Source organism: Pedobacter sp., from assembly GCF_039594775.1.
In the GTDB taxonomy this organism is placed as follows: Bacteria; Bacteroidota; Bacteroidia; order Sphingobacteriales; family Sphingobacteriaceae; genus Pedobacter.
Genome location: NZ_JBCNMT010000003.1, coordinates 68,866 through 82,666, shown reverse-complemented (window position 1 = coordinate 82,666; position 13,801 = coordinate 68,866). Strand labels below are relative to the sequence as shown.

Here is a 13,801-nt window from a genome sequence, read left to right as displayed (position 1 = left end):
CAAATTCTTGCATATATGCAGCTATTTAAATCCTTAGTTCATTCATTTAATCAGTCACTCAATAATTCAACAATTACAACAACTCTGTCGCCAAATTAGCCAATTCACTACGTTCGCCTTTTTGCAAGGTGATATGGGCATACAATGGATGGTTTTTAGCATTCTCAATAAGATAAGACAGGCCGTTACTTTCCGAATCTAAATACGGGGTATCTATTTGATACACATCCCCTGTAAACACAATCTTGGTGTCTTCTCCCGCACGGCTGATAATGGTTTTTATTTCATGCGGGGTAAGATTTTGGGCTTCGTCTACAATAAAGAAAATCTTATTCAATGTTCTACCACGAATAAAGGCCAAAGGAGCGATTTCAATTTTTTCTGTACTCACCAGCTCATCGATTTTGTGCTGTGTTTTTTCGTCATGAGCAAACTGCTCCCTGATAAATTTTAGGTTATCCCAAATGGGCGCCATGTATGGGTCTACTTTCGACTTTACATCGCCTGGCAAAAAGCCGATATCTTTATTGCTCAAAGGAACAATCGGCCTAGTAATGTAAATCTGACGGTAATTTCTGCGTTGTTCCAAGGAACTGGCTAATGCAAGCAATGTTTTTCCAGTACCTGCATTGCCTTGTATGGTAACCAGCTTAATGGCTGGATTCAAAAGCGCCTCTATAGCAAAACTTTGTTCGGCATTACGTGGCGATACTCCGAAAATAGGTTCTTCTTCCACTAACTTTAAGCTGTGGTCGTTTACATTATAAAATGCGATTTGTTCCTTACGTTTATTTTTGAGGATATAAAAATGATTTGAGGTAGTGTATGGCAAATCTAATTGTGAGGCATCAATCACCCTGTCTTTTTTTAAATCATCCAGCAATTCAGCATCAGCAATTTTCATTATCGTTTTACCGCTATAAAGTTCTTCTACATTTTTTACCTTTCCGGTCTCATAATCTTCGGCATGTAGTGCAAGCGCCTTGGCTTTTAGCCGTAAACAAATATCTTTGGAAACCAACACCACTTTTTGGTTCGGATGCTCTTCTTTAAGCACCAAGGCAGCATTCAATATCCGATTATCAAACTTGCCATGGCTAAACAAAGTTTCCGCGTTTTGTTGGCTGGGCTGCTCGTCGATCTGAATTTTAAATCTTCCAGTACTTTGCTTATTCAATGCCGACCATTTATTAAGCAAGTTGCTTTTGGAAGCGCTATCAATAATCCGAATAAAATTTCGGGCTTCGAAGTTACGGGTATCATTACCACTTTTGAAATTATCAAGCTCTTCCAATACCAAAGCTGGTACGGCTACATCGTGCTCTTGAAAGTTATTTACTGCATTATGGTCGTACAAAATCACAGAGGTATCGAGTACGAATATCTTCTTTGAAAGCTGCTGATTTTCCTTTTTTGCCATGATCATCTAAATTTAGCACTTATCGAGCAAAAAAGATGGCAGCAAGAGTTAAAACTTTTGTATACAAAAAAACGGAGAACTGCCTCTTTCGATTTGGTTCTCCGTTTAAACTTACCTTCATTCGTAAACAATGGTAAGCTATCAATCGAATTTTACCTGATCTTTCTTAGCTTCCCTTTCTTTCGATTGTTCTGCCTTGAAATGATGTTCTTAAGCTTTCCCTCCATAGAGTTCCAGTTTTTCCCATCATTGTCCATTTTCATTGTTCAGTATAAGGTATCGCTACCAATTTGCTTCTCCATCCTTCCTTTCGGATGACCTGAGTTTTGCTGTCTTATTCATTTCGGTGTTGAACCTCTATGAACCTACCATGTTATCGAAAACATGTGTAGACTGAAACAATTTTTAATCCCGAAGATTTTAGCTTTTCAGCTTCATCATTCGTTTTGGATTTTTGTTAGACGATCAAAGTACTTCGTTTTTGATACTATCTAAATTACTACAGGCAAGCGCTTTTCGCAAGAAAATCAACTCAAATTTATTAACAAGTTATGAACCAAATATTTAAAACTAACCAACATGTTAAATAAACAAAAAACTTAATTATTTTGCTAGAATCGGCATATTGCTTCAAAACCAACCTAAGTTATTCACATACAACTTATTAACAAAAAGCACTGATTTTGCTATTTTTCGATAGCCTTAGGCAGCGTATTTTGATGAAGCGCATTATATTTCTTTAAAATTTCTAATGTTTTTTTGATGGGCAAAGCCTTCACTTCACGACCATTCCCATTGGTATCAGTAGCCATGAACAATGAATTTAATAGTGCTTCTTCCGTTGCTTCCCAAACTGCCATGAACAAAGGCGACAGTTCATCATTATTTAAATCATCTATATTCCTTACTTTATTTTTGGATTGATATGGAATTCTATTCTTCCCATAAGTAGAAAATGCTACCGCATAATCACCACTTCCGTTGGAAGAAAATGCACCTACATTACCAAAAGCGATATAAGACCTCTTCGCCAAACGTTCCAAGTTTCTGTCGGAAAGCGGTGCGTCAGTAGCGATAATGATCATACAGGAACCATCCGCTTTATAGGGCTTGCTTTTATCCATCAAATAAAAATTGTTCAATTCCCTACCCACTGGCGCACCGTTGATTTGTAATACGCCCCCAAAATTAGATTGTACCAGAACCCCTACGGTATAACCTCCTTTTGATGCAGGCAGCACTCTGGACGACGTTCCGATACCGCCTTTATAGCCCAGCGCTTCGGTTCCAGTACCTGCGCCAACGCAACCTTCACTCACCATTCCCTCTTTTGCTTCATTGATTGCTTTCAACACGTCCTCCGCACGTACATGACGTCCTCTAATATCATTCAATCCACCATCATTGGTCTCGCCAACCATGGCATTTACCGATTTTACCTGTTCGTTACCAGGTTGCAAAAGCATATGATCAATCAGCGCATTAGCCACCAAAGGCGTATTTAAAGTGTTGGTTAAAAGAATAGGAGTTTCTAAATTTCCCAACTCCTTAATTTGAGACAATCCCATGGATTTGCCAAAACCATTGCCCACATAAATAGCTGCGGGAACTTTATCCTGAAATACATTTCCGCCGTGGGGAATAATGGCCGTTACTCCCGTCCTCACCGAGTCTCCTTTAATTAAGGTGGTATGCCCCACCTTTACGCCTGCCACATCAGTAATGGCATTATATTTACCCGTACTGAGTATTCCTGTATAAACTCCAAAATCACGAGCTCTTCCCCTTTTTTCCTGCGCATTAGTAATTGTTGCCACAAATGCAACAAATCCCATCGTTAAAATCACTTTAACCTTCATATGATTGGTATTAAAATAAATTCGCTCTAAGCTATGGATATGCTTAAAAGTTTACAAATGGCAAAAGCGACTATTTCTCGCCAATTTTAAAATCTTTTCAGCACAAATAGTGTTAGATTTGTATATGCTTCAACGCCCGATTAGAGATACCCAAGACTTTTTATTGAGCAATTATTTTGCGGAGGGCCTCCGAATTAGTTTTGGTGTGCTTTGTCCTTCGTTGGTCATGGCTCATTTTGGGATGTTGCAGTATGGGATGACCTTGTCGTTGGGGGCACTTTGTGTGAGCATTGTGGACTCTCCAGGGCCAATACATCATCGTAGAAATGCAATGTTGGTCACCACTGCCCTGCTATTTTTAGTGAGTATCATTGTAGGCTTAACCAACAAAAGCGATGTTTTCACAGGCATTATGGTAGTGGTTTTCAGTTTTGTCTTTTCCATGCTTTTTTTATATGGAAACAGGGCGGCATCTATTGGCACTTCCGTTTTGCTGATCATGATATTGAGTATTGATGACGTTAGACCTTGGCAAGAAGTGATTTTTTATAGTGTACTGGTATTTATAGGCAGTATTTGGTATACTTCTCTGAGCTATGTTATTTATCGATTACGCCCCTATCGCCTTGCACAACAAACCTTAAGTGACTCTATCCATGAAATTGCTGATTTTTTGAGGGCCAAAGCTAAATTTTATTCCCACAATACCAATTATGAGAAGAATTATGCCGACCTGCTACAATTACAGGTAGATGTGCACCAAAAGCAAGACGAAGTTAGAGAAGTACTTTTTAAAACAAGGGAAATTGTACGAGAGTCTACCCCTCAAGGTAGATTTTTATTAATTGTTTTTACAGATACGGTAGATTTGTTTGAGCAGGTGATGTCTACCTATTACAACTATAAACAACTGCACAAGCAATTTGATTCAATAGGTATTTTATCCCATTACGAAGAAGCCATCAACAAAATTGCAGATTCGCTAGATGACATTGCTTTTGCTTTAAAGAGCGGAGGTATTCCAACACTAGCGGAAAATCTAGAAAACGACCTGGCAAAATTAAGACAGGAAATTAGTGATCTAGAACAACAGAAAGGAGAAACCTATAATACTTTGGGGATTATCGCCCTGCGCAATATCGAGGTAAATATCGAGAACATCGTAGGCCGTATCAAAACCATCAATCAGTATTTTAATAAGAAGGAGAAGCGTAAAATCAAGAAAGGAGATGTTGACGTTGCCAAGTTTGTGACCTCACAGGAAATCAACATTAAACTATTGTTAGACAACCTTACCTTTAAATCTTCTACCTTCCGACACTCGGTAAGGGTTGCCATTGTAATGTTTATTGGTTTCGTAGTAGCCAGAAGTCTAGATTTTGCCCACAGCTATTGGATTTTATTGACCATCCTTGTGATTTCGAAACCAGGATTTAGCTTAACCAAGGAGCGAAACTACCACCGTATTATTGGCACCATAGCTGGCGCTTTTATAGGAATGGCCATTCTACATTATGTTCATGATAAGAATACTTTATTCGTAATCCTTATTTTGTTCATGATTGCAGGCTATAGCTTTCAGCGCAAAAATTATGTAGTGAGTGTGTTGTTTATGACTCCCTATATCCTCATTATCTTCGAATTCTTGGGTATGGGTACCATGTCTATCGCCAGAGAAAGAATTTACGACACCTTAATTGGCTCGGGAATTGCCTTGTTGGCCAGCTATTCCCTTTTCCCCAATTGGGAGCACGAGAAGGTGAAGGAAGCGATGGTAGACATGATCAATGCCAACAAGTATTATTTTGCCGAGGTAATTAAGTTGTATTTCGAAAATGGTTCTGATTTAACGAGCTATAAATTAGCCCGAAAAGAGGTTTTTGTAAAGAGTTCCAATTTGGCTTCACTGTTTCAGCGAATGTTTTCGGAGCCAAAGAGCAAGCAAGTCCACATGCAAGAACTGCATCAGTTTACGGTGCTTAATCACTTGCTTTCTTCATATGTGGCCAGTTTATCGTTGTATATCAAAGAGCATCATTTCATTTGCACCAATTATCAGGAAATTAGACCCATTGCAGAAAACACCACTTATTTATTGGAAAATGCCAGTGAAAACCTCCATAAAGAGATTGTTGAACCTAGTAACGTTCCATTAATAAGATTAAAGAACCCACCTGAACCTCAACTTTCTGACACCGCAATTGTGATTGAGGAGCAGTTTGATTTGATCCAAAAAGTATCTTACGACATTTTTAAGCTTACCGAAAAAATCAAGATATAAATCCAAGTTCGATTATTGCTTTTGAGGATATTACTTTTGTTACGCACAGTTTAAGCGCCACGTCATGCTGACCTGTAGCGAAGCGAAAAGCTACTTGTAAATGTATTTCAGCAACTTTTTAGCATGAAAGACCCTGAAATAAATTCAGGGTGACGACCGATATAACTTAAAACAACACTGATATTTGAAAATAGTTAAATAATAATCGAACCCAGGTATAGCCTAAGTGCTTCACCAAACTAAAAAGTCTTTCATTTGTTGCTTACAAAAAGGAAAGACAATCATGGAAAAAGTATATACAGCCTCGGTTACCGTTATTGGCGGTAGAGATGGACACGCAAAATCAAGCGATGGCATATTTGAAACAGATTTAAGGAAACCGAAGGAAATGGGCGGACAAGGTGGTGCTCCTAATCCCGAGCAGTTATTTGCAACGGCTTGGGGTTCGTGTTACTTGGGAGCTTTACAATCCGTAGCAGAACCCGAAGGTGTTGACGCCAGCAATGCCAGTGTGAATGTACATGTATCTTTTAACAAAAATGGCAAGGGTTTTGCACTTTCGGCCGATTTAGACGTACATATTCCCGATGTTAGCATAGAAGAAGCACAAGCATTGGCAGATAAAGCCCATGCCGTTTGCCCCTATTCCAAAGCCACAAAAGGTAATATAGAAACAAGGGTGACCGCAGTTTAGTCTATATACGTCATATCGACTGAAGCGTAGCGTAATGGAGATATCTAATTCCGCGTTACGTTTCGCTCCAAATGACAACATTCTGCCTACAACAACAATTTACTAGCCAATCCCAATAATAACAAGAAGCCGAACACGTCGGTAAAGGTGGTAATAATAATAGAAGATGCGATGGCGGGGTCAATACCTACCCTCTTCAACAGTAATGGAATGCCTGCACCTGTGAAACCTGCAATAATTAAGTTTCCAGTCATAGCCAAAAATATTACCAGTCCAAGCATTAAATTAGCATCAAAGAAATAAGCAAAAGCTAATACAATGGCTCCTGTTACCGCGCCATTGATCATCCCTACGGTGAATTCCTTCAAAACTGCTCTATACGCTTGTTTATCGGTCAGATCATACAGTGAGATACGCCTTACGGTAACCGCCAGTGCTTGTGTAGCAGCGTTTCCTCCCATACCGGCAATAATGGTCATATAAGCCGATAAAATAGCTAAATGCGCTAAGGTATCTTCGTAATATCTCACCACAGCTGAAGCTAAAAAAGCAGTACCAAGATTAATGATTAGCCATGGCAACCTCGATTTTACGGCATCTACCCAATTACCAGCCAGTTCCTCATCTTCCGACACCCCTGATATTTTAAGGATATCTTCTGTGTTCTCATCTTCAAGTACGTCAATCACGTCGTCAAAGGTTACCCTACCCAATAGCTTTAAATAGCCATCAACAACAGGAATACTTGTTAAATTATATTGAGATAAAAGCTTGGCCACTTCCTCCTGATCGGTATCGGCATTCACATAAACGGCGTCAGGCTTCACCATATCCATGATTTTCACGTTTCCTTTAGACTTGATGATATCTTTTAACGATACAATTCCTTTAAAAATATTATCATCATCTACCACAAATACGGTATAAAATTCTTCTATCTCTTCACTTTGCTGAATGATCTGGTCTATCGCATCTTTTTTGGTGAGATTAATGTTCACCTTAATCATCTGCGTATTCATTAAACCACCAGCAGTTTCCTCGTGGTAGCTCAATAAATTCCTGATACTTTCCGCATCATCCTTACTTAAATCTTCTAGAATTTCATGCTGCTCGTGCGCTTCTAACTGAGAAATGATATCCGTAGCATCATCATAATCCAGCTCTTCTACAATTTCGGTACGTTTTTCGGGATGTAGTTGAATTAAAAGCTCCTCGGGATGCGCTTCTTCGCTCATTTCTGCAATCACTTCCGAAGCCTTTTCTACTTCCAACAGGTTAATGATACGCTGCCTATCCTCCGCCTTAATATTATCGAAAAGAATAGCGATTTCAGACGCGTGATATTCGGCCAAAATGCTGCTTAGCTCTTGGTCGTCGCCTTCTATTGCCTTTCTTAATTTGGAAAGATCTGTTTTATCCAATTCGAACGATTGCATTCGTCGCCAATATATTTTTCTATGATTTAATTAAGTGCCACCTAAAGCTTTCGCTAATATCGGTAATTCATCCGATAAACTATTTTCAAACTATCATTTAAAATATTCGTTTATTAAACCATAATGGCATTAATAGAATTTACCAATAAAGGCATTTACTGCAAACAGGGAAATTTTTACATCGACCCGTGGCAACCTGTAGACAAAGCAGTGATTACCCACGGCCATGCCGATCACGCCAAATGGGGAAATAAAAACTATTTATGTCATACCTTAACCAAACCTATCTTAACAGAAAGATATGGATTAATAGATAATGTAGAAACGCTTCCCTATCAGAAAACAATTGACATTAACGGGGTAAAACTCACCTTATTTCCTGCAGGGCACGTCATTGGCTCGGCACAAATCAAACTCGAATACAAAGGTGAAATTGTAGTGGTTTCTGGCGACTACAAAACTGAATACGACGGTATCAGCACCGCTTTTGAACCTGTAAAATGCCATACCTTTGTTACCGAAAGTACTTTTGGTCTACCTATCTATAAATGGGAGCCACAGCAACAAATATTCGATAACATTAAAAACTGGGTAGCGGGCAATCTTCAAAAAAACAAAACCAGCATTTTAGTAGCCTACAGTTTAGGGAAAGCACAAAGATTGATTAAACACCTAGCCGATAATCACCCTATTTACGTACACCAAACCATCGCCAACCTTAACCTTGCATTTGCCGACGCTGGCGTAAACTTACCAACAACGATTAAAATCAATCCGGAAATTAAAAAAGACGAGCTGCAAAAAGGGCTAGTCATTGTACCGCCTGCATTAGCTGATAGCAAATGGATTAAAAGCCTGATTAATCCCGCAATTGGCATTTGCAGTGGTTGGATGGCCGTAAGAGCAGGTAGAAGATGGCGCAGTGCTGATGCTGGCTTTGCGCTTAGCGACCATGCGGATTGGCCAGGATTATTAACCGCAATAAAAGCCACCGAAGCAGAAAAAGTAATGGTGACACATGGCAGTACTGCTATTTTTAGTCGGTATTTAAATGAAATTGGCATCAGCGCCCAAGAGGTTAAAACACAATACGGAGACGAAGAAGAGGCAGAAGAAGAAGTTGATGAAAATGAAATTAAAGAGGAAGGCACCAAAATATGAAGCGCTTTGCCCAACTGATACAGGAACTTGAACTAAGTAATAAAACCAACGACAAAATAGAAGCCTTGGTAAATTATTTTAGCGAAGCCGATGAACGTGACAAACCTTATGTCATCGCGCTATTTACGGGTAAAAAACCTAAACGACCAGTAGCCACCAACTTGATTAAACAATGGGCAATAGCACTTAGCGGCATTCCTGAATGGCTATTTACCGAAAGTTACCATAGTGTGGGTGATCTTAGTGAAACCGTAGCTCTAGTATTACCAAATGCTGAGCATACCATCGAAAAACCTCTACATCAATGGATTACTGAATTATTCGAACTTCAAGGTAAAGCCGATAACGAAAAGAAAGACTATGTACTTACTGCCTGGAACAGCCTAACTACGGCAGAACGTTTTATTTTTAATAAACTCATTTCTGGCAATTTTCGAATTGGCGTTTCCAATAAAATGTTGGTAAACGCCATTGCTAAACAAAGCCAACAAGATGCTAATAAAATCATGCATAGCATTATGGGCAAGTGGCAACCCAACAGCATTAGCTATAAAGAACTAACTTCCGGTAGTCATGTAAATACCGACAATTCATGGCCCTACCCCTTTTGCCTTGCCTACGCTCTAGATACCGAGCCTGAAAATCTGGGCGATACTACTGATTGGCAAGCGGAATGGAAATGGGATGGCATACGGGGGCAAATTGTAAAACGAAATGGGGAATTGTTTATATGGAGCCGTGGTGAAGAGTTGGTCACCGAACAATTTCCAGAACTACATTTTCTTAAAGATGATTTACCCGATGGAACTGTATTAGATGGAGAGATTCTTACTGTAAAAGAAGGAAAAGTTCTTCCTTTCAGCGTCCTACAGCAACGATTAAATAGAAAAAGCATCAGTAAAAATCAACTCGAAAATGCGCCGATAGGCTTTTTTGTGTATGATCTATTAGAATATCAGACAAAGGATATTAGAACTTCCGCTTTATCCCAACGCCGGGCCTGGTTAGAAAAAATCATTCATCAGCTCAGCCACAAAAACAAGGTGCTCCTATCTCCCATCATTAGCTTTAACAGCTGGCAGCAATTGGCTGAAATTAGAGAAACGGCCCGTGAAATTAATAGTGAAGGAATTATGTTGAAGAACCTCAATTCTATTTTTCATTCAGGCAGAAAACGCGGCGATTGGTGGAAATGGAAAATCAACCCCTACACTGTTGATACCGTAATGATTTATGCACAAAAAGGTAGTGGCCGCCGAGCCAATTTCTATACCGACTACACCTTTGCAGTACGTGATGGCGAAAAACTCATTACCATTGCCAAAGCTTATTCAGGCTTAACAGATAAAGAAATTAAAGAAGTAAACAGCTTTGTTAACAAAAATGCCATTGAAAAATTTGGTCCAGTACGTACCGTTAAGCCAGAACTGGTATTTGAAATTGCATTTGAGGGCATTGCCGAAAGTAAGCGCCACAAAGCAGGTTTAGCGCTGCGCTTCCCCCGTATTGCTCGCTGGCGAAAAGACAAAAAAGTCGATGAAATTAATACATTAGATGATTTGCGGCAATTGTTAAATACCAAATAACTACAACGTAAACGACATTCCTACACCCAAATTAATCAAGCTGATATTTTGTGAACCTGAAACTTCATAACTTATTCCACCGCCACTTTGCTTAACATCAAAAGTAGGCTTGGCAGCACCATAGTCCGCAATAAATCTCAAACCTAAATTTTGTGAAATATTATAGTGAAATCCAAGTCCTAATAAAATGCCAAATGATGTTGAACTAGCCGACTCCTGTGTACTATTACCATTAAATGCACCTGAAATAGCAATTTTAACCTCAGGTGAACTGGTATATTGAAGCCCTCCCAAAGTCCTAGCCATAAAATTAAAACCGTTACCAATCCTATGCATATAGCTAAAACCTACAAATGCATTAACGTTTTTCCAGCTCGTCATCGACATTCTTAAAGTCGAACCTGTAGGGGCACTGTATGCGAAATCAACACCGTTTATCCCTCCAGATAATCTACTAGTGAAATAAATATTATTCAATAGTTTATGATCGTATTCTACGGCCAAAAAGCCTCCAATTTTAGCTAAACCAGCATTTGGGTTACTGAAATTTTTATCCCCGAAATCACCTACGGGCAAACTAGGACCCGCGAGAATATTAATCGCTGATTTCTTTGAACCTTGAGCAAATAAAGTAACATACGAGACTAATAATAGAGATACAAAAAGAGCTGAAAATTTCATAATGGCTATTTGGCTTCTAAAATACCATTATTCGGCAATAATTGACAATTTTAGTTAAATGTTTGAATAATCTAACCATTTGCACATTTCGTTTGTTTATATCATTGATTTATGCAAAAAACTAAAGGCTACCGACAGATCATTTCCTGGCTTAAGACCGATAAAAGGAAGCCTTTTGATTTTCAAAAGGATACTTGGCAATATTATTTAGAAGGCTATAGCGGCTTAGTAAATGCGCCAACAGGATTTGGTAAAACTTTCTCCGTTTTTTTAGGCGTAGTGATAGAAGCTTTAAACCAAGATCGACCAGCAAAAGGTGTACAACTCATTTGGATTACCCCCTTAAGATCCTTAGCTAAAGATATCGCCAGGGCAATGAGGGAAGTGCTTTTAGCTATAGGACTTGATTGGGTGGTAGGTGTTCGCAATGGAGATACTTCACAGGCAGAGAAACTTCAACAGAAAAAAACAATGCCTGAGATATTGCTGATCACTCCGGAAAGCTTGCATTTACTGTTGGCTCAAAAAGGTTCCTCTAACCTATTTAAAAACCTAAAATGTATCGTAGCAGATGAATGGCATGAACTTCTAGGTAGTAAACGTGGCGTATTGGTGGAATTAGCTGTTTCTCGAATAAAAGGCATCCAAAAAACTCATGGAAACGAAATGTTACGCGTATGGGGCATTTCAGCGACGATAGGCAATATACAAGAAGCGCTAGATGTAATTGTCCCAGAAAAAATTACCAAAAAAATAATTGTTAGAGCACAATTAGAAAAGAAAATACAAATCAAATCCATCCTACCCGACAAGATAGAAACCTTGCCTTGGGCTGGGCATTTAGGTTTAAAATTAGCCCATAAGCTCATTCCAATTATCAATAAAAGCAAAACCACCCTTATTTTCATCAATACGCGTGGGCAGTCGGAAATTTGGTACCAACACCTGTTGGATATCGAACCCGATTTGGCAGGCAGAATAGCCATCCATCATGGTTCTATTGATTTTGAACTAAGGAACTGGATTGAAGATAGTTTACATAGTGGTTTATTGAAAGCAGTTATCGCCACCTCCTCCTTAGATCTGGGGGTCGATTTTAAACCGGTTGATACCGTTGTACAAATTGGCTCTCCAAAAGGTGTGGCCAGATTTCTGCAACGTGCAGGACGTTCAGGGCATTCGCCATTTGAAATTTCCAAAATATACTTCTTGCCTACACATGCCCTTGAACTCGTGGAAGCAGCGGCAATTAAAGAAGCTGCCAGAGAGAACAATATTGAAATCCGAGAACCTTTTGTAATGGTTTTTGATACCTTGATACAGTATCTAGTTACCCTTGCCGTAGGCGATGGCTTTGATGATAAGCAGATCTATGAGGAAGTAAAACAAACTAATGCTTTTAAGGAGTTGCTTCCCAGCGAATGGACTTGGGCCATGCAATTTATCACTTCTGGAGGCGACAGCCTTACTGCTTATAATGAATTTAAAAAGGTGGTAAAAGATGATGATGGATTATGGAAAGTAAAAAGTAGACAAATTGCAATGCGTCACCGTCTCCACATTGGCACCATCGTTAGTGATGCTATGCTAAAAGTAAAATTCCTAAGTGGTGGATACATAGGAATGGTGGAAGAGTATTTTGTTTCAAAGCTCAAAGCAGGCGATAGTTTCGTACTGGCCGGAAGGGTTTTAGAATTTGTACATATCAAAGAAATGACGGTTATCGTTCGTCGCAGTAAACAAAAGAAAGCCATTTCACCTAGTTGGCTCGGTGGACGTTTACCACTTTCATCTAATTTAGGTGCAGTACTTCGTAAAAAATATAACGAAGTGTTGGAGCATACACATCAGGACGAGGAATTAAAAATCGTACAACCACTTTTTAAAATTCAAGAAGAAAGGTCCCATGTACCTAAAAGTGATGAGCTACTTATTGAATTGATCAACAACCGTGAAGGTTTTCATTTATTTGCTTATCCTTTTGAAGGTAGATTGGTACATGAAATTTTAGGCGCACTAGTGGCCTACCGTTTAAGTAAATTAGTACCCATTACCTTTTCTATAGCAATGAATGATTACGGTTTTGAATTGCTGAGTGACACAGAAATACCTATGGACGATAGTATTGCCTACGAAGTATTCTCGCCGAAAAATCTTGCTGAAGATATCACTTTAAGTATTAACTCCACAGAAATGGCAAGACGGAAATTTCGGGATATTGCTTGCATTTCTGGTTTAGTTTTTCAAGGCTACCCAGGTAAATATATCACCAACAAACATTTACAAAGTAGTGCAGGACTATTTTTCAATGTTTTTAATGATTTCGACAAGCACAATTTGCTACTAAGACAAGCCTATGAAGAAGTATTTTACCAGCAATTGGAAGAACCTCGGTTAGCTGCAGCATTAAATCGTATTCAAAATAGCAACATCGTGATAACCTATCCCAAAAGATTTACACCATTGTCGTTCCCAATCAAAGTAGATAGCCTGAGGGCAAATATGAGTTCTGAGGAATTGGAGCAGCGTATTGAAAGAATGAAGAAAGAAGTATTTAAATGAGTTCAAAACATTATTCAAATAAAAAACCATTAGATGAAAACATTAAGGAATTAAGAAAAATTAAGATTAAAGCACCTAGAAAACTTAATATCTTTAATTTCTTAATGGTTATTAACTGCTA

At 38.9% G+C, this 13,801-nt stretch carries 9 protein-coding genes; 5 read left to right on the top strand and 4 right to left on the bottom strand.

Annotated features, from left to right (window positions below):
* Positions 1 to 73: 73 nt before the first annotated feature.
* Positions 74 to 1,420: a PhoH family protein gene (locus ABDV71_RS09810; protein ID WP_343532272.1), complete on the bottom strand. Its 1,347-nt coding sequence runs from the start codon at positions 1,418 to 1,420 to the stop codon at positions 74 to 76.
* 686 nt (positions 1,421 to 2,106) lie between these two features.
* The gene (locus ABDV71_RS09805) at positions 2,107 to 3,279 is read right to left on the bottom strand and encodes a P1 family peptidase (RefSeq protein ID WP_343532271.1); all 1,173 of its coding nucleotides are present in this window, start codon (positions 3,277 to 3,279) and stop codon (positions 2,107 to 2,109) included.
* A 124-nt stretch (positions 3,280 to 3,403) separates the two neighbouring features.
* Between ABDV71_RS09805 and ABDV71_RS09800 the strand changes: the two genes are divergently transcribed.
* Together ABDV71_RS09800 and ABDV71_RS09795 are read left to right on the top strand one after the other, a co-directional pair.
* Positions 3,404 to 5,560 carry an FUSC family membrane protein gene (locus tag ABDV71_RS09800; protein ID WP_343532270.1) on the top strand — a complete coding sequence of 719 codons (2,157 nt, stop codon included), beginning with the start codon at positions 3,404 to 3,406 and terminating at the stop codon, positions 5,558 to 5,560.
* Positions 5,561 to 5,843: 283 nt separating this feature from the next.
* Positions 5,844 to 6,254, top strand: coding sequence for an organic hydroperoxide resistance protein (locus ABDV71_RS09795; protein WP_343532269.1), 411 nt, complete (start codon positions 5,844 to 5,846; stop codon positions 6,252 to 6,254).
* An 86-nt stretch (positions 6,255 to 6,340) separates the two neighbouring features.
* On the opposite strand, the gene mgtE is transcribed toward ABDV71_RS09795, so the two are convergent.
* Positions 6,341 to 7,690, bottom strand: coding sequence for a magnesium transporter (mgtE, locus tag ABDV71_RS09790; protein WP_343532268.1), 1,350 nt, complete (start codon positions 7,688 to 7,690; stop codon positions 6,341 to 6,343).
* A gap of 123 nt (positions 7,691 to 7,813) precedes the next feature.
* Here mgtE and ABDV71_RS09785 point away from each other — a divergent pair, with 123 nt between their 5' ends.
* Together ABDV71_RS09785 and ABDV71_RS09780 are read left to right on the top strand one after the other, a co-directional pair.
* Positions 7,814 to 8,851: a ligase-associated DNA damage response exonuclease gene (locus ABDV71_RS09785; RefSeq protein WP_343532267.1), complete on the top strand. Its 1,038-nt coding sequence runs from the start codon at positions 7,814 to 7,816 to the stop codon at positions 8,849 to 8,851.
* Positions 8,848 to 10,437 (top strand): ATP-dependent DNA ligase, encoded by a 1,590-nt coding sequence (locus ABDV71_RS09780; protein WP_343532266.1) that lies wholly within the window; start codon positions 8,848 to 8,850, stop codon positions 10,435 to 10,437. The genes ABDV71_RS09785 and ABDV71_RS09780 overlap by 4 nt, the downstream gene beginning before the upstream one ends.
* Here ABDV71_RS09780 and ABDV71_RS09775 read toward each other — a convergent pair whose 3' ends face one another.
* Positions 10,438 to 11,118: a hypothetical protein gene (locus ABDV71_RS09775; RefSeq protein ID WP_343532265.1), complete on the bottom strand. Its 681-nt coding sequence runs from the start codon at positions 11,116 to 11,118 to the stop codon at positions 10,438 to 10,440.
* A 111-nt stretch (positions 11,119 to 11,229) separates the two neighbouring features.
* On the opposite strand from ABDV71_RS09775, the gene ABDV71_RS09770 reads away from it, so the two are divergent.
* Complete coding sequence (locus ABDV71_RS09770; RefSeq protein ID WP_343532264.1) at positions 11,230 to 13,680, top strand: ligase-associated DNA damage response DEXH box helicase; 2,451 nt, start codon at positions 11,230 to 11,232, stop codon at positions 13,678 to 13,680.
* The last annotated feature ends 121 nt before the right edge of the window (positions 13,681 to 13,801 follow it).